This is a genomic window from Microcoleus sp. S13C4, from assembly GCF_036700865.1.
GTDB lineage: Bacteria > Cyanobacteriota > Cyanobacteriia > Cyanobacteriales > Microcoleaceae > Microcoleus.
Genome location: NZ_JAUBPS010000102.1, coordinates 1 through 17,033 on the forward strand (window position 1 = coordinate 1; position 17,033 = coordinate 17,033).

The window sequence follows — 17,033 nt, forward strand, 5'->3', positions numbered from 1 at the left end:
TTAATAATTAAGTGGGGTCGTAAAATCAAAAATAAGGGCAATGCGTGTATCACAGTTTAAATGTGCAACAGCTTAGTAGACTACCTATTGTTAGCAAACAACTAACAAACGCTAGCAATTTCGGTTATGCTATTGTTAGCCACATCTCACCACACCCTAAAATGGCCTCAAAGGAAGATTTATTTGCCGAAGCCGCCAAACACTGGGACTTAGAAAGGCTGTACCAAGCTTTTGCAGAAGCTAAACGGCAAATCTCACCCCGATCGCGCAGGGGACTAACAGAAACAGAAAAACTCTACCTTCGAGGATTGCTTTCCGGTTGCAGTCCCGCCGAAATCGCCCGCCAACTGTTTCAGAGTTCCAAAAGTGCAGAAGTTTATTTATGTAAAACTTTATACCAATATGTTAAAAAACTCGCAGATGTACCTAACGAACCTGTAGGAAATTGGCGCAATATTTGCGATCGGCTACAGGAAGCGGGATATAAAACTCAGTCTTCTCCTGAATTTAAAATAAATAATTCTGTACCGACAGAAGCATTAGTAAAAATAGTTAATATAGGTTTTAAAGAAAGTACAGTATCAATTGATATTAACATTCGACTAGAATTCCCTTCAACTTCAGAAACTACGAAAACCGAACACTTGGATAAAAAAGATTAGATGTGCGATCGCCCCTATAGTAACTAATCTAACTAAAGGGCGATCGGCCCTCAACCACCAATCTTACTGAAAAGCTCTGCGATCTAATCATACCCTCAACCAAAGAGCATAAATGCTATAATCTTAATCGAGAGCGAGCCCTTCAACTTGGAGGTTTTAAAAATGAGATTTATCAATCCCAAAACAGATTTTGCCTTTAAAAAAATATTCGGCGACGAACAAAACAAAGAAATCCTCATCAGTTTTCTCAACGCCATCCTCTACCAAGGTAATTCTGCGATCGAATCTTTAGAAATCCTCAATCCCTATCAACCCCCCAAAATTAGAGGAGTTAAAGATACTTACTTAGATATCCGAGCCAAGCTTAATAACGAGCAAACAGTCATTATCGAAATGCAGGTATTGAATGTAGAAGGCTTTGAAAAGCGGATCTTGTACAATGCTGCTAAAGCTTATTCGATTCAACTAGACACAGGAGTAGATTACACGCTACTAAATCCGGTAATTGCTTTAACTATTACTGACTTTGAAATGTTTGCCAATCTCGACAAAGTAATTTCCCGCTTTGTCCTCAAAGAAAGAGATTATCTGGTTGACTATCTAATTTATGATATCGAGTTAGTGTTTGTTGAATTACCGAAATTCGGCAAAAAATTAGAAGAACTAGAAACTCTAACCGATAAGTGGATATATTTTCTGAAAAATGCCAAAAGTTTACAAGTTGTACCGGAACAAATGGGAGAAGTCCAGGCAATTCAGAAAGCTTTTGAAGTTGCGAATCGCGCCGATTTAACCCGCGAAGAGTTGGAAGATTTAGAACATCAGGAAATTTACATACAAGACCAGCGGAATGCTATTACTAAAGCTGTTAAGCAGGCTGTTAAGCAGGCTGTTTCACAGGCAATGAAGGAAAAAGCGCTTGAAATTGCCAAAGGACTTCTGGATGTGTTAGATGAAGCAACGATCGCTCAAACAACAGGATTGAGTATGGAGGAAATTCAAAAGTTGAAACAAGCAAGGTAAAAAGCGATCGACTATCAAGAATCCTTCGACACTTCCTCAAAATCTTCCGCATCCCCCGGCAAACCCGAGCCCTCGCTACCCCTCAACCGTGGCGATTCCCCATTACTCGCACCCGCACCGTAAACCCCAGAATACCTATCCTCCAAGCCCGAATCCCTCAGCGAAATCGCACTTCTTTGACTCGGTGACAATCTCTCTGTCGATCGGCGATTTGTTCCAGACATGGGCGGCTTGCGAGTTAAAGTTTTCCAAGCAGCCTTAATCCCAGTCACCACGCTGCGAGTTGTCACCTGCACGTTTTGCGCCTGCTTCTTCGCGCTACCAATACTTCGATCGACCTGTTTGACAACCTCGCCCGCACTTTGTACTCCCTCGCTAACATCATCCGTCAACTCGCTAATTTCCAGCCCCGTCAACCGAATCGCCTCCAAAGTGGGCGGAAATTCGCGAGAAAGCGTGTCAGCGAGCTTTTCCACGCTGCGCGCCGCCCGGGCCAGCGCTTGCACCGCAGGTATTAAAGTCACTAAAACAGCAGTCAGGCTAACTGCAACTAGCAAAATTGAAAGTCCTAGCCAGAATATAGGGTCGCTCACTTGAATCTCGGATTTGTGGTTGAGGATTTCATCTCACTTAGCGCATGGGAGGGCGCGACGGGGGACTCACTTCAGCTTCACTTTCCGACAGTGTTTGGCGTTCCCGCTGAGTCGCTTCCAAACCTGCCGCGATCGCCTCTTTGAGTCTAATCAAAGTTTCGTCCCAATTTCGGATTGCAGTTTCAGAAAGTCGATCGGCCTGCAACTGCACGCTAGTCGATAAATCCTCCGCCAACTCGGGCAAAGCATCGGCCGATTTTTTCAATATCTGCCGCGTCTCCTTGCCTGGTCGCGGTGCTATCAGCAAGCCAGTCACTGCCCCGATCGCAGAACCCACAAGCAAACCGCCAATAAATAATCCTGAACGTTTAGTTGACATTTTTATAACTTCTCTCCATACACCAATTTTAGGCACGTTTGCCCGATCGCAGCCCTTTACAAAGGTAGAAATATTGTTGAAAATCCTAGGGAGTCAGCAGGGGCAGCAGTTTTAGGATAGCTTACCTCAAAGGTCGATCGCGCCTGGACCAAAGCATCCGTCCCAAACCCAGCAATCCCACAAGTTGCTGAACCTGTTGCAGTTGCAATTCCAGTTGTTGATAACGTCGTCGCAGTTGGCGGGTACCTTGCTGCCTTTTACCAAGGAAATCCGGCGATTTGCTGAGAACATTGCTGCTGCGGCGTTCCATTCCTGCGATCCGCATTTCCAAACGTGCGATCGTCCGCCTGATTTTCCACACCTTCGCCGCTATATAAAAGCAAACCAGAGATATCATTAAATTGATAATTACAACAGCCGTCAGCATTTCTCACCTGTTTTTAACTACTAATATATTCCGCTGTTTGTGGCGGAATTCTAGCCCAATGTAGGGACACAGCAGTGTTCATTAGTGTCAAATCAAGTCTGAAGCCTGAGAAATCTAGCTTTCATGCAAGGCTTGATCCCCCTAAATCCCCCTGGTTGTAGGGGGACTTTGATAACTTCTTGTTCCCCCCTTAAGAAGGGGGGCTAGGGGGGATCAGGCCTTAATCGTCACACTGCAAATCTGCAATACATTTGACCTTAAATTGACACCAATGAACATTATTGTGTCCCATCAAGCAGAGGAAAATTTTAAGCCTGAGACATAGCAGGCAAACAAACCTTAGTACCGCCCAAGCCGCAATAACCGTTCGGCTCTTTAGCAAGATACTGCTGATGATAGCTTTCTGCGTAATAAAACTCAGGAGCCTCAATAATCTCAGTGGTAATCTTACCGTAACCGGCCGGTGTCAGAGCTTGCTGGTAAGCATCTCGCGAAGCTTCAGCTAACTGCATTTGGCTGGCTGAATACGTGTAAATTCCCGATCGATACTGAGTACCCGAATCATTGCCCTGACGCATTCCTTGAGTAGGATTGTGACTTTCCCAAAAAACTTTGAGGAGCGTTTCGTAACTAATTACTTTCGGATCGAAGACAACCAGAACTACTTCATTATGTCCCGTCATCCCGCTGCAAACTTCATTGTAAGTAGGATTCGGAGTAATCCCGGCCGCGTAGCCAACAGCCGTCGAAAAAACTCCATTTTGCTGCCAAAATTTGCGTTCCGCGCCCCAAAAACAGCCCAGGCCAAACATGGCAGTCTCCATGCCGTTTGGAAAGGGAGGTTTGAGCGGATTGCCGTTAACAAAGTGACTTGCCGGTACCGACATCGACTCTGCCCGCCCTGGTAATGCCTCTTGGGGAGAGGGCAGGCTCGACTTTTTGCCAAATCCAAATAGCACCATAAGTTTGTGAGGGGGGATCTCTGATAAACGTCTTTACCTTACTTAATAATATCAGATGTATACTGAAAATAGTGGCCCTTTTAAAGGTAGAAGGTAAAAACCAGAAGGCAGATTTTTTTTACGCAAGGTTTTTGGTGATACTGCTCACTGCCAACGCAGTTTTAAATCACCTTAGCCCGTGTTCTATGTCACCAAAACATACCTAAAATATCACCTATTGTTGAGTTATAAATCACGCGGATTTTAGGCAAAACAGCCGATTATTAAAGGTATGGTGTTGTAGTAGTTATTCAATACCATTTATTGGGAGTGTGTAGAAATGGGCGCTAAACCTTGCAGTCAACCTTTAAAATCTAATCCGTTTATTACTTACCGCGACCCAATTACAGGCAAGTGGATTGTGGTAAATCAGACTTGGCCCAAAGCATCAGAACAAGCACAGCTAGCAGCAGCTTGATTTCTCCTATTAATTTTACCGGAAAAAGTAATCATTCTTTCCAACTTCATGACTTACGCAAAAAGTTATTGGACGCGCTACTTGTATTCGTAAGGTGCTTAGGTTACACCTACCTGAGCACCTTACTTTGAAACATTTCTCATCTCTTTTTGCAGTTCCAAATACCGATAGAGATATTCCGAAATTATCCCGTGCAAAAACAAGTCGCGTGCCGCATTAAATGGACTATTTGGCGCTAGCGGATGGCGATTGACAATTACATGATTCCAGTCGCAATTTCCGGTAATCTCGCTGACATACAGTCCGAAGTTTTCATCTAACTGAAGCGACATCACTGCTCGCGCAAATTCGTCGCTCGTTAAACACAGAGAATAAAAAACTTTAAACAATTCGATCGCAGATTCCAAATCCAAAATCCTCAACCACCTGCGCTTGTCAAAATCCATTTCAACTTTTACAGGTTGAATGCTATCATAATTAATTCCCCGTTCTTTAACCAACTGCAACCAGTTAGGATTTGTCACCATTGCTTGGTTGTAATCCCAGACAAAGTTATAGAGAATTAAGTCGTGTTCGAGAAACGCATTGTCAGCTAAATCGCTAACTGTGCGCGGATAAAGCTTTGACTTTTCAATCTGGGTGTCGGGGCCGTTGTCAATCAAGAAGTTGATAATGTTGGAGCCGGCGCAGATGTGCCGGACTATTAAATAACAAGCTTCGGGCGAGACAAAGTTATTTAGAAAAAATGCAGCCGATTTGTGCATTAAAGTGTAAGCGCGAAATTGAAAGGGCAACAGGCGCTTGACAGTCATAATTACCGCCAGCAACAAGTTAGCAATTACTTTGATCGGGATGAGCAAATAATTGCGAGTCCAGCTTTGCAAATCCCGCATCATATATGCTTTTGCCACTAAATCGACGGGAATAGATCGATCGCAAAACAGCACATCCCAAACATTCGGATCTCGGCGGTTATAGGGTTTGGTAGCGTAAGGAATTTTCTCCTCATCGGAGAGATTTTCGGTATCTTGTTTTTGCAGCTTTTGCATTAGCGAATTTCCTCCAATTGCAGCAAATATAAACGAGCAGTAACGCGAGCGGTTTTGACAATGCGGCGGGCAATATCATCTGTCATCCATTCGGCATTAATCAAATTTTCCAGCTTGGCTAAATGCGACTCGTCATTAGCTCCGTGATAAGCTAAAAACGATACTTGTTCGTCTTGCAAACCGAGAGTTTCTTGAATTTGTTTTGCCCACTTTCCCGCCAACTGATTTCCCAATCCTTCGATAATAAACATACTGCCAATTAAATCAACCGGATTGTCCCGCGATGCTTGGTGGAAGATAAAAGCTGAGAGTGCTTCGCTGCCAATATTCTTATCATATTCCACAATTTTTGCCAATTCACCGCCCACAGAAACATAATTTTGTTCTAGCATTTGATAGTCGCGGTGTTCGTCTTGGGCATGGCCGATAAAAGTCGATCGGAGTCGAAAATCACTCATGTTAGAAGCGGCGCGAGCAATCCAGCGAGCTCCCTCTACAACTTGCGGGCGCAGATTACAAAGTAAAGCTTGATAATCTTCTATTGTAAACTCTCCCCGGTACAATTTGCGGACAATGGGAACAGAACGAATTTCGCGCTCAAACTTCAGCCAAATCCCTGCTAACTCCCGCAACAAATAAGCTTGCGGAGAGTTGGGGTGTTCGGGTTTAACGCTTTCGAGAGGCGAAGCTTCGGGAACCTCATGAATGTTATAAATTTGAGAACTCATAGGCTTATGGGTATTTTCCACAGCAGTTAACATCATATATGCCGTTGTAAAGCGGCCGCTTTCCGGCACGAAACAAAAGATTTTCTGTCCTGGCTGCAACTTGCCCGAATTGAACAATTCCTCTAACATTAAATAAATCGAGGCGCAGCCTGTATTTCCCCGTGTGTATAAGTTTGTAAACCATTTTTCTTCAGGAATCATACAGCCTGCTTGTTCCAGAAGTTCTACAATTTGCCCCCGGAAAAAGTGAGACGAATAGTGGCACAGCAGCCAGTCGATTTCCTGCGGACAAACTCTCCCGGTTTTAATCAACCGCAGCCAACCTTCAACGCCTAATTTTATTACATTGTCCAGCAAGCGAATATTTTGTCGCAAGTCAAAAGCTCCCGCTGTGGCTGCATCGAGGTAGGAGGAATAATCCAACCAGCTTTTAGTTGATGTTTCGTTGGCTAATCCTGAATACATACAAACTGGATAAGCATTGGCGTGGGAAATTAGCTCAATCCATTCTATTTTTAAACTAATTCCCGTGGATTTGGGATGGTTTTGGAGCAAGAATGCTCCGGCGCCGTCGGAGAGCATCCAGCGCAGAAATTCTGTATCGAAAGGCAGGGATTTTCGCCCTTGCACCGAAGTCTCTGCTTCAAATTTGGTGTTTTTGAACAGGCGCGAGGGAAATTCGGAAGCGACGGCAATGGCGGTTTGTTTTTTGCCGAGTTCGATTTGGGAGGCGGCGTAATTTAAAGCACTAACTCCGGCACAGCAAACTCCTTGAGTTGAAACTATTTCTAGGGGAGATAATTCCGAAAGTTCCCCGTGTACTGTGCTGGCAAATCCCGGTACTAATAAATCTGGTAAAGTGGTAGCGCAGGCCAATAAGTCGATCGCCCCTGGTTCCAAATTTGCCTGGGCGATCGCGTCACGGACAGCAAACGCTGCCATTTGGCTGTTAGAATATATTGTTTGCTGCTGTTTGTCGATGGCGTAGTAGCGCTGTTGAATGCCGTTGCTGTTGAGAATTCGCTGCCTGACTCTCGAAGGGCGCGAGGCAATTTTGCCGAGATACTCTTCCATCTCATCATTATTAATCGGTTCTCCCGGCAAAAATTTTCCCATCCGATTGATATAAGCACTGTACATGGCGTAAACCTCTAAAGTTGCTAAATTACTCAGGTTCGTTGGTTTGTTAAATCAAGCCAGAAAATATCTAAAATTGATGGTGCTTTGTGAAGCAGTGAACTTGCAAGGAGCAAGCAGCTATCTTGTAGAGTCGCCGGAAATCAGGCAAGTTGAGCAACAGCGGCAACAAGTAACCTGAAGCGGGGTGAAGTTTATTGTAATTGAGCCAATATGTAACTAGAGTTCCTTCGCAGCTTCCCGAGTGAAATGGATATTGACACACTAGATGCTTGGTATTCTCAATCTCAACGCCGCACGGCTGTTTCGCTGTTGATGAAACGAGTAGGCGTAACCCGTACTAGGGCTGAATGCTTTATCAGGCTTTGGGTTTACTTATCGGTGAAACAGCTTCAGGAAAGCCAGCCCCGCCTCAAACCGCCGCTGGCGAAACTGGAATTGCCCGCAACAGAAGTGCAGTGCACTCACCGGGAAGCCGCCGAACTATTTTACTGCGATTCCGATCGCGGGAGCGATCGCGCCGCCGGCATGATGTTAGATAAATTAGAAGCCCTGGGGTTAATTAAAAAACACTTTGACGGTAACACTACCGAAATAGAAATTCAACCCATTCCAGAAATTTTAAAGGTTGCCGAACCTCAAAAGCCTGTACAACTCCAATTAGATAATTTTAACCCTCGGTGCGACGCGATTCTCGTGGCAAATTTATTAGCCACCAATTACAACTGGATGAACCGCAACACAAGCGCCGTACCCCAAAAAATCGCTAAAATTCTCCGGCTTTTGGCCCGTCAATACTCAAAGGGAATGCGAGTTTTGCGGCGCTCAGATAATCTCAATCCAGTCGGGTTTTACTTACTTTATCCAACAGCTAGCGAATCAGAAGTCAATTTTTTTAACGCTCCTAGCAAAAGCCTTCATTTAAGTTCTATTTCCGATATAGATCCTTTCAATATGGCGCTACCAGGAGATCAAAATTGCCAGTCAGTATTTATCCGCAGTTGGATGATCGATCCGCAGTATTTGTCAGAATACCGGATTACTTTTCTGGAAGACACACAGAAAGTTTTAGGCGAAATGCAAACAGATTTTCCGAATCTTTGCGACTTGTACACGCTGATGATTCACCCCATGTACGAAAAACAGGCCCTGGCTTTGGGATTTCAGAAGACTAGCAGCGATAGTCAATTATCTGTTTATTGGATGTATCTAGCATTGGATAGATTTTTGGCATTAAATATCAAAGAAGCGTTGATCACACTTTAAGTAGAAGGAAGAAGGAAGAAGGAAGAAGGAAGAAGGAAGAAGGAAGAAGGAAGAAGGAAGAAGTTGATAAAAAATAGAACACCCAGAATCCCGACTTCGCCGAAGTTGTCGGGGGTTTAACAGCATTCGCGTTTTACGTTATTTTTTAGTCCCCTTCTGCAGGGACGAAAGTTTGTCTAGGATGGATTTCAATCGCCCCGTAATATCAAATCCGGTAGCATCGTTGGGCGTCAAATCCAGTCAACATTCAACCACGAACACTGCAATCGGAATTTATCTAATTGATCTGCGTTAATCTGTGTTAATCTGCCTCTATCTGCGGTAAAAAAAGAGAATTTCTTCACCGCAGATGACAATGGATTGACGCAGATTCACGCAGAGGTCGAGAATAGAGAGAGGAATAATTCCGATGCTAACAGATTTGATATAACTACAAACTTGTTTATAAAACTTCCCGTCCCAAATAGGGTTGTAAGGCTTCCGGCACTTTTACAGTTCCGTCGGGCTGCTGGTAATTCTCCAAAATTGCCGCCATTGTGCGGCCTATAGCTAAACCGGAACCGTTAAGGGCGTGAACGAATTGAGTGCCTTTTTTACCCGCTTCTTTAAAGCGAATATTTGCCCGCCGCGCCTGAAAATCTGCGACGTTGGAACAACTGGAAATCTCGCGGTATTTGCCCGCAGATGGCAGCCACACCTCTAAATCGTAGGTTTTGGCTGCCGCGAAACCTAAGTCGCCGGTACACAGTGCGATCGCCCGATAAGGCAATTTCAGCGCCTGCAAAACTCCCTCAGCATCCTGCACTAATTTTTCGTGCTCTGCCTCGGAGGTACTCGGATGCACGAGTTTTACCAATTCAACTTTATTAAATTGGTGTAATCGAATTAATCCCCGCGTATCTTTGCCGTAACTGCCAGCTTCGCGGCGAAAGCAAGGAGTGTAAGAACAGTGATAAATTGGCAACTGTTCTGCTGTCAGTATTTCACCTCTGTACAAATTGACAACCGGAACTTCGGAAGTAGGAATTAACCACAAATCATCTTGGTCGCACTTGAAACTTTCTTCAGCAAATTTGGGTAATTGACCCGTAGCCGTCAGGGATTCAGTGTTAACTAAAAATGGAGGAATCACTTCTACATAACCGGCTTTTGTGTGGCGATCGAGCATAAATTGAATTATTGCTCTTTCCAGGGCGGCACCAGCTCCAATTAAGGTAACAAAGCGGGGCTGAGCGATTTTTACTGCCCGTTCAAAGTTGAGAATTCCTAATTTTTCGCCGATTTCCCAGTGCGGTAAAATACCGGAATTTTGGGGTATGTATTCGTCTCCCCAGCGCCGGATTTCGACGTTTTCCTCTTCATTTTTGCCGATCGGCGTTGAGGAACCCGGCAAGTTTGGCAGCGGCAGCAATAAAGCTTCTATTTGAGCTTTTAGATCTTTTTCCTGTGCTTGCAGTTCGTTCGACTCGGTGCCGACTGCGTTGCCTTCTGCCTGCAGTTCCTGAATTTCGGGAGATTCGAGGGGTAAACCCGATTTTCTTTTTTGACCGATGAGTTTGGCAATTTCGTTGCTGCGGGCTTGTAGTTGCGATCGCTTGCTTTCCAACTCCCGCTGCTGTTTGTCTAATTGCAAAATCGGCTCGATTTCATAGTTACCTCCGCGCAGGTTGAGGCTTTCTTGCACGGCTTGCGGGTTTTCTCGGATTAATTTGAGGTCTAGCACAGATTTATTCTAAATCTTAAATTTTAGAGCGGCTGGGACAGAACGAGATGATATAAAAGCTTTGTTAATCATTGGCATATTAAACCATAACTTATTCTGACCTAAATTCCTAGTTGGGTGTCACCCATGAAGGGTGACACCCCACAAATGTATGTTATAGTTGCAAATATTAGTAGATGCACCCTGATAATTTTCTACCCCAGCCAGCGATGGTAGGGGTTTTTTGTTGTGTGGCATGGAATTTAAGCCCTGGATGCACTATCAGTCTAAAAAACCCGGTTTCTCGCGATTATCGTCTCAAATGAGGCAATTACGTCAAGAAACTGGGTTTTTGCGTCCTGGACTAAGTTACTAAAATATCTTTCCGGTTAAAAGTTAAAGCCAGTGCGAAGCAACCAAACCCATTGAGTGTCGTTGCGGCTGTCATTCTCAGGATTAACAACGGCCCAAACACCAGGGGTGATGGAAATGTTGTCGTTGACCTGAAAGCGATAGAAGGCTTCAATGTGATAGGAAGTATCTCGCTCGCGGCGGACATTACTGCTCGTCACGCGACCTGGTAAACCCACTAAAATCCCCGGTAGATTGCCTTCGCCTCCGACATCTGGGAAACTTATCCCGATCGCTGCATACACAATATCGGCGCGATCGTCCCCGTCAACATTTAGCAAAACCACGCCACCTCTACCATCCGAAACGCTGCTAACACCGGAATTTTCTGCATTGGCGCGAGTATAAACGCCCCAACCGTGAACTTGCAACCGGGGAGCAAGGCGGTAGAATCCTTGTACGCCTACAGAATCGCTGGATGTAGCAATATTGTCCCCAAACGGTCGCGCAGCCAGAAAACTACCTGTACCGCCTGTGATATCGGCTTTACCGCTGGGTGCAAAGGTACGAGAATAGGCTACGCCAATGGCTCCGCGATCGCCCCGGTAGGCAAGCTGAACCAGAGCATTGTAGGAACCGTTGAATAAACCGTTACTTTGCTGCGAGAGATTGGGATTTCCGCCTACATAGCCCACAGTCAGGGTGAGGTTTTTGACGATCGTCCAGTTGACAGCAGCACCGCCACCTCCCCGGCGGTAGAGGGGATTGTATTGTCCGAACTTCGAGGGAATTCCCTCACTATCGCTGGCGATCGTTGGAGGAGTCAGCAAATCCGTAATATCGGGATAGCCAACACCTGTGGGGCCCACGGTCAGCGCCAGATTAGAGGTCAGCGGCGTTACATACAATAAGTGAGGGACGGTGATTGTGTTATCGACATTGCCATCAAAGTTCAAGGCCGTCATATTTGTACCCGTCTCATCGGCAATCCTCCTGCCCAAGTTGCCAAATTCCAAACGGGTTCTGAGCATATCGCGACCGGTGAAGCTGGTTTCAAAATTTAATCGCCCCCGGTTGGCAACAATAGTGTTGGTGCGATCGCGCGAATCCCCAACACTGTTACCAGAGGTATCTGTTACCACCACGATAATTTCCGCATTCAGCTTAGTTGTGGTGGAGAACTGATTCGCTTCTAGTTCTGCTGTGCGTGCATCGAGAGTATCGACTCGACCCCGCAACACCGATAATTCAGTTGCAAATTCTGCTTGCAGCTTTTGGACGATCGCTAAATCTTCCGCAGTAATCAGGTTGGTTGTTCCTGCGGCAATTAGTTCGCTGACTCGATCGAGACAGCTATTCAATCCTGCGGCAAATTCGTACCGCGTCAGCGCCCGGTTTCCTCTGTAAGTTCCATCGGGATAACCGACAATGCAGCCGTAGCGTTCTACTAGAGATTGCAGCGCCTGAAACGCCCAGTCAGTGGGTTTTACATCCGAGAGTTGAGAGACAGAATTCACCTGCGCGAAGGGTTTTTCTGCCAAGGTATTTAACGGTTCAGGAGCAACTAATCTATCAATTGGAAGCGCAAAACTTGGGGATGATGTTAGTAGAAATACACCAGGTGTTCCCAGTATAAAAGCAGTAATCAGGTGAGGAAAATGCTGGATCTGCATATGACAAAGCTCCACATAAGGAACCGATCAACCGAATTAGCAATACCTTTACGCTGCGCTTGAACCGGTGCGAACTTTGTCAATCGTCACTGCGATAATTATCACCAGACCTTTCACAACTAACTGCCAGAAGAAAGACACATTCATCAGAGTTAGTCCATTGTTGAGCAGGGCAATAATTAAAGCCCCCAGCAAAGTACCCCAAATAGTACCAATTCCACCTGTGAAACTCGTTCCTCCCAAAATTACAGCAGCGATCGCATCTAATTCGTAGCCTTGCCCCAACATCCCCGTCGCACTGTAGAGGCGCGACGCGCTCATGATTCCACCTAAACCAGAAAGCAACCCACTGACGCCATAGACAAATAACAGCACCCGACTCACCTTAATACCTGTCAATCGTGCTGCCCGGATGTTGCCTCCCACGGCGTAAATATGCCTCCCGAGAACAGTCCGCCGCAAGACAAACCAACTCGCTAGAACTGCGAGGAAAGCGATAATAACCAACCAGGGAATTGGGCCGACATAATTGTTACCTACCCAAGCAAAATTCAGATTTCTATTGATAACGGTAGTGCCGTTAGCGACTAAATAAGCAACTCCCCGCAAAGCTGTGTAAGAACCGAGGGTGACGATGAACGGAGGCAAACCTAAATAGGCAACTAGCGAGCCGTTAAGCAATCCCAAAAAGACTCCGGCTATTAACGCAGCCGGTACGGCAAACCAACCCAGACCAGGAACTAAGGAAACCAGCACCCCGACAACGGCCGTCACGCCCAAAATTGACCCTACTGAAAGGTCAATTCCGCCCGTCAAAATCACAAAAGTCATGCCAGTAGCTAGGACAATATTGATCGATGCTTGCCGAATGACATTGATAAAATTTCCTACGGAAAGAAAGTTGGGCGTTACCAGGGAAAAAATCACACATATAGCCACCAAAATCGGCAGGATACCGGCAACTTGGATAAAATTTTTCCAAGCTTGAGCTTTACTTGTTTTCTGCCGATCGCTCCCTGAACTTCTGCTGGTTTTTGTTTGCGTTTGACTCATGATTTTACTACCTCTTTTGCACCAGTGGCATAAGCCATAATGTTTTCTTGCGTAATCTTTTCCCCAGTCGATCCGCCTACTTCACCGACGAGGCTTCCCGATCGCATCACTAAGACGCGATCGCTCATTCCCACAATTTCCGGCAGTTCGCTGGAAATCATCAAAATAGCTACACCTTTGGCTGCCAAATCGCTAATAATTCGATAAATTTCGCTTTTTGCGCCAATGTCCACACCCCGCGTCGGTTCATCTAGCAAAAGTACCTTTGGGTTGATAGCCAACCAACGCGCTAGCAGCAACTTCTGCTGATTTCCCCCAGAAAGATCCATTGCCCTGATGCTCGGACTTGCAAGGCGAATCTGCAAATTATTAATAGCATCATTGACAACTTTCAACAGAAAATTTGAGTTGATAATGCCAGCTTTTGCTTCTCGATCGAGGACATTCATGGTGATATTTTCACCCGAAGTTGCCTCCAAAAATAGTCCGAGAGCCTTGCGATCTTCTGGCACGTAAGCAATTCCGGCGGCCATTGCTTCATTGGGTGTCGAGACATTGAGAGGACGATTTTCGAGTTTAACTTCACCGCTTGTCTTTCGATCTGCACCAAAAATCAGGCGGGCAAGTTCTGTTCTGCCGGCGCCAACTAAACCCGCTAAACCCAGAATTTCGCCCGCATAAAGTTGAAAACTGGCAGGCTTTACTTTGTGGCCGTCGCTTAAATTTGTTACCTCAAGAACAACTGCACCCGGTGTTATTTGATGCTTGTTTTCGTACAAATCCTGTAAAGAACGACCCACCATCATTTCCACCAGGCGTTCTGCAGAAATTTCGTGCTTTTCAAGAGAGCCAATATACCCGCCATCTCGGATGACGCTCACGCGATCGGCAAGGGCATAAATTTCTGCCATTCTGTGGCTGATATAAATAATAGCAATGCCCTCATTCCGCAAGCGGCGAACCACTTCAAAAAGCTTATCTGTTTCGCGGTCGGAAAGCGCGGCTGTCGGCTCGTCCATCACTAAAATTCGGCTGTTGTCTTTGAGCGCCCTAGCTATTTCCACTTGCTGCTGTTCGGCAATTGAAAGTGTCGAAACCAGGTCTCCAGCCTCAAAATTTGCATCGAGGTTTTGTAATACCTCAGCGGCCCTACGCCGCATTTCATCTTGGTCTAGAAATGTACCTCCTTTCTTGATCTCGCTGCCCATAAAAATGTTTTCAGCAACTGTCAGATTGGGGGCGAGATTGAGTTCTTGATAAATAATCGCTATCCCTAAATCTCTGGCTTGACCGGGGTCTGTCATCTTAACAGCTTTGCCGTCAATTCTGATTTCGCCTGCATCGGCTATGTAGGCTCCCGCCAGAATTTTCATCAGCGTACTTTTGCCCGCGCCGTTTTCCCCCATGAGGGCGTGGACTTCGCCCGGGTAAACGGTGATATTTACATCGTGCAAGGCTACAAAACCGTTAAAGGTTTTTTTAATACCTTGCATTTCGAGTACGGGCTTAGTTGTAATTGAATCTTGAGTGCTATTTACCATCGCAAATACCGTAATTTTAGGCGAATTACAAGTCGAGGTTTGCTCCATCAATGTGTGGAATTAATGGCAGATATATCTGTAGGGTGCGCCGGGCTGCACCTTACCCCTAATCGCAGCAGGACTACTAAAACGAAGTATTTTCGCAAACAACTCGATTTCCCGCGAGTTCGGATTTATTCGCTGGTCCAGCCTTTATGTTGGTGAACGTTTTCGCGAGTAATCAGCGCGACTGGAATCAAAATGTTTGGATTGGCTGGCTTGTTTCCTTTCCGAATGTCGTTCCCGACTTCAACTGCCTTGGCTGCCATGCGAAATGGATCTTGAGCTGCTGTAGCCACAAATAGACTGTTGTTCTGCTTGAGGGCATCTAAAGCTTCAGGTGCACCATCGACTCCCACAATAAAGAACTCGCTTCTTTGTGCCTGTTTGGCTGCTAATTCTGCACCAATGGCACAGGGGTCATTAATTGCAAAAACAGCATCAATTTTTGGGAAGGAAGTAAGAACATCACTCATCACTCTCAATCCGCCATCGCGGCTGCCTTCTGCGTTCTGATCTTTGGAAAGAACTTTGAGATCGGGATATTTGGAGAAGACACTCTGGCACCCCTGAACTCGCTCGACGACTGAAGCGACGGGAGGCCCGTTGATAATCACAACGCTGCCTTTTCCTTTCAAGCGATCGGCGATATATTGACAGCTTACTTCGCCAGCTTGCACGTTATTTGAAGTAACTGTGGCATCAACGCCTCCCTCGGCGGCGGTATCAACTGCAATTATCGGAATTCCGGCTTGCTTGGCTTTTTCAACAGCGGGTGCAATGCCTTTTGTGTCAGCAGCATTGAGTACAATCATGCCGACATTAGAGGCAATAAAGTTTTCGATTTGATTAAATTGTTGATTTAAATCGTCGCCGCTGGAAACGAGAGTTGTCCTCACGTTTGCACCGCCGATTTTCTTGGCTTCGGCCTCAGCGCCCTTGCCAACTTGTACGAAGAATGGATTGCCGAGGTCACGCACTGCTACAGCAACTGATGAAAGTTCGGAGTTGCTTTTTTGCGTGCTGTTTTGAGCGTTCTGGGAAGCGGCGGTGCAACTTGCCAGAGTGCTGCTGAGTAGACTAAAAAGACTGAGTGCGATCGTTACTCGTTTCACCTCAAACTCCAATGAATTCTCGTTTGGAGAGAGTCGCTCGTAAATATGACGTTGCCAACCTAACATTAGCTTTTGTTAGGTTTAAGCTCGAATACCTAATGTTTTAGGTGAGCGACTTTTCTTTGTACATGATTGTACGAGATCGTGTTTATTTTCTGCTCATAAAACTTTCTCGATTGGCTTGCTAGACCACTTTGGGAAACGGAAAAGATATGAATATTCAATCTCTCTCCGCGAGTCAAAAACAATCTACCATCTTAATTTTTTAATGCTTTATGAGCATTAATTTTTTAGCATCTCGTGAAAAAGTTTTAGGAGAATATTTTAGACAAAATCTTTCAGGAATTGTTTTTTAAACCTGGCGGAGTCATATTTAATTTAACTCTCTATGTTGCTGATGATAACAGTTACATAGTGGCTCTATATCTATCTTTGGATAGACCATACTTTCACCAAAAACTAAAAATGCGATCGCCTCGATCGGCATCGGTCTGCTCATCCGCAGTCGGGTCGGACGCGCAGCACCAACTCAATAAATCTTAATTTTTGTTTGGTGCATAATATTGTAAAAAATCATTAAGTTTACCGTAAATTACGGTATATTATAGTAAACTTCAACCACAGCCTCGCACTCACCCATGCAGCTAGTTAAAAAGCCCTAATAAAAAAGCAGATCGTCGCTCAAAACCAACGGTGAGATTAAGCGAGTCAAATATTTGCCTGTAAAACTTGCAACTATAGTCATCTTGACATGGTTTAAAAGCTCTGGATAATGGCGATCGCCCTTTTTGACAAAATCACTAAGCTGTTGCACATTTAAACTGTGATACACGCATTGCCCTTATTTTTGATTTTACGACCCCACTTAATTATTAA

At 45.3% G+C, this 17,033-nt stretch carries 15 protein-coding genes; 4 read left to right on the plus strand and 11 right to left on the minus strand.

Going from position 1 to position 17,033, the window contains the following annotated elements; genetic code table 11:
* Window positions 1-161 precede the first annotated feature (161 nt).
* Window positions 162-662 (plus strand): DNA-binding response regulator, encoded by a 501-nt coding sequence (locus tag QT996_RS26385; RefSeq protein ID WP_333050267.1) that lies wholly within the window; start codon window positions 162-164, stop codon window positions 660-662.
* 162 nt (window positions 663-824) lie between these two features.
* Complete coding sequence (locus QT996_RS26390) at window positions 825-1,685, plus strand: Rpn family recombination-promoting nuclease/putative transposase (protein WP_333050268.1); 861 nt, start codon at window positions 825-827, stop codon at window positions 1,683-1,685.
* A 14-nt stretch (window positions 1,686-1,699) separates the two neighbouring features.
* Here the strand turns inward: QT996_RS26390 and QT996_RS26395 are convergent, their stop codons facing one another.
* From QT996_RS26395 to msrA, 4 genes are all read right to left on the minus strand, one after another.
* Complete coding sequence (locus QT996_RS26395) at window positions 1,700-2,278, minus strand: DUF948 domain-containing protein (RefSeq protein ID WP_333050269.1); 579 nt, start codon at window positions 2,276-2,278, stop codon at window positions 1,700-1,702.
* Window positions 2,279-2,315: 37 nt separating this feature from the next.
* Entirely contained in the window at window positions 2,316-2,657 is a 342-nt protein-coding gene (locus QT996_RS26400; RefSeq protein ID WP_333050270.1) for a YtxH domain-containing protein, read from the minus strand.
* 121 nt (window positions 2,658-2,778) lie between these two features.
* Entirely contained in the window at window positions 2,779-3,084 is a 306-nt protein-coding gene (locus QT996_RS26405) for a hypothetical protein (RefSeq protein WP_333050271.1), read from the minus strand.
* 308 nt (window positions 3,085-3,392) lie between these two features.
* Window positions 3,393-4,046: a peptide-methionine (S)-S-oxide reductase MsrA gene (gene msrA / locus QT996_RS26410; protein ID WP_333050272.1), complete on the minus strand. Its 654-nt coding sequence runs from the start codon at window positions 4,044-4,046 to the stop codon at window positions 3,393-3,395.
* A 319-nt stretch (window positions 4,047-4,365) separates the two neighbouring features.
* On the opposite strand from msrA, the gene QT996_RS26415 reads away from it, so the two are divergent.
* A complete protein-coding gene (locus tag QT996_RS26415) occupies window positions 4,366-4,503 on the plus strand; it encodes a hypothetical protein (RefSeq protein WP_333050273.1) in 138 nt (45 codons plus the stop codon).
* 122 nt (window positions 4,504-4,625) lie between these two features.
* On the opposite strand, the gene QT996_RS26420 is transcribed toward QT996_RS26415, so the two are convergent.
* Both QT996_RS26420 and QT996_RS26425 read right to left on the minus strand, forming a co-directional pair.
* Window positions 4,626-5,552, minus strand: a complete 927-nt coding sequence (locus tag QT996_RS26420) for a DUF6999 family protein (RefSeq protein WP_333050274.1) — start codon at window positions 5,550-5,552, stop codon at window positions 4,626-4,628.
* Window positions 5,552-7,420, minus strand: coding sequence for a 3-oxoacyl-[acyl-carrier-protein] synthase III C-terminal domain-containing protein (locus QT996_RS26425; protein ID WP_333050276.1), 1,869 nt, complete (start codon window positions 7,418-7,420; stop codon window positions 5,552-5,554). Before QT996_RS26425 ends, QT996_RS26420 begins: the two co-directional genes overlap by 1 nt.
* A 246-nt stretch (window positions 7,421-7,666) precedes the next feature.
* On the opposite strand from QT996_RS26425, the gene QT996_RS26430 reads away from it, so the two are divergent.
* The gene (locus tag QT996_RS26430) at window positions 7,667-8,683 is read left to right on the plus strand and encodes a hypothetical protein (RefSeq protein WP_333050277.1); all 1,017 of its coding nucleotides are present in this window, start codon (window positions 7,667-7,669) and stop codon (window positions 8,681-8,683) included.
* A gap of 442 nt (window positions 8,684-9,125) precedes the next feature.
* Here QT996_RS26430 and serS read toward each other — a convergent pair whose 3' ends face one another.
* From serS to QT996_RS26455, 5 genes are all read right to left on the minus strand, one after another.
* Window positions 9,126-10,406, minus strand: coding sequence for a serine--tRNA ligase (serS, locus tag QT996_RS26435; protein ID WP_333050278.1), 1,281 nt, complete (start codon window positions 10,404-10,406; stop codon window positions 9,126-9,128).
* Window positions 10,407-10,774: 368 nt separating this feature from the next.
* Complete coding sequence (locus tag QT996_RS26440; protein WP_333050279.1) at window positions 10,775-12,409, minus strand: iron uptake porin; 1,635 nt, start codon at window positions 12,407-12,409, stop codon at window positions 10,775-10,777.
* Window positions 12,410-12,457: 48 nt separating this feature from the next.
* Window positions 12,458-13,462 (minus strand): ABC transporter permease subunit, encoded by a 1,005-nt coding sequence (locus QT996_RS26445; protein WP_333050280.1) that lies wholly within the window; start codon window positions 13,460-13,462, stop codon window positions 12,458-12,460.
* Entirely contained in the window at window positions 13,459-15,003 is a 1,545-nt protein-coding gene (locus QT996_RS26450) for a sugar ABC transporter ATP-binding protein (RefSeq protein WP_333050281.1), read from the minus strand. The genes QT996_RS26445 and QT996_RS26450 overlap by 4 nt, the downstream gene beginning before the upstream one ends.
* 173 nt (window positions 15,004-15,176) lie before the next feature.
* The gene (locus QT996_RS26455) at window positions 15,177-16,223 is read right to left on the minus strand and encodes an ABC transporter substrate-binding protein (RefSeq protein ID WP_333050283.1); all 1,047 of its coding nucleotides are present in this window, start codon (window positions 16,221-16,223) and stop codon (window positions 15,177-15,179) included.
* Between the last annotated feature and the right edge of the window lie 810 nt (window positions 16,224-17,033).

Coding starts and splice junctions, on each gene's coding strand:
- msrA (WP_333050272.1), bottom strand. CDS start 4,046: ATGGTGCTATTTGGATTTGGCAAAAAGTCGAGCCTGCCCTCTCCCCAA.
- QT996_RS26400 (WP_333050270.1), bottom strand. CDS start 2,657: ATGTCAACTAAACGTTCAGGATTATTTATTGGCGGTTTGCTTGTGGGT.
- QT996_RS26415 (WP_333050273.1), top strand. CDS start 4,366: ATGGGCGCTAAACCTTGCAGTCAACCTTTAAAATCTAATCCGTTTATT.
- QT996_RS26440 (WP_333050279.1), bottom strand. CDS start 12,409: ATGCAGATCCAGCATTTTCCTCACCTGATTACTGCTTTTATACTGGGA.
- QT996_RS26420 (WP_333050274.1), bottom strand. CDS start 5,552: ATGCAAAAGCTGCAAAAACAAGATACCGAAAATCTCTCCGATGAGGAG.
- QT996_RS26455 (WP_333050283.1), bottom strand. CDS start 16,223: ATGTTAGGTTGGCAACGTCATATTTACGAGCGACTCTCTCCAAACGAG.
- QT996_RS26405 (WP_333050271.1), bottom strand. CDS start 3,084: ATGCTGACGGCTGTTGTAATTATCAATTTAATGATATCTCTGGTTTGC.
- QT996_RS26430 (WP_333050277.1), top strand. CDS start 7,667: ATGGATATTGACACACTAGATGCTTGGTATTCTCAATCTCAACGCCGC.
- QT996_RS26450 (WP_333050281.1), bottom strand. CDS start 15,003: ATGGTAAATAGCACTCAAGATTCAATTACAACTAAGCCCGTACTCGAA.
- QT996_RS26425 (WP_333050276.1), bottom strand. CDS start 7,420: ATGTACAGTGCTTATATCAATCGGATGGGAAAATTTTTGCCGGGAGAA.
- QT996_RS26390 (WP_333050268.1), top strand. CDS start 825: ATGAGATTTATCAATCCCAAAACAGATTTTGCCTTTAAAAAAATATTC.
- QT996_RS26385 (WP_333050267.1), top strand. CDS start 162: ATGGCCTCAAAGGAAGATTTATTTGCCGAAGCCGCCAAACACTGGGAC.
- QT996_RS26445 (WP_333050280.1), bottom strand. CDS start 13,462: ATGAGTCAAACGCAAACAAAAACCAGCAGAAGTTCAGGGAGCGATCGG.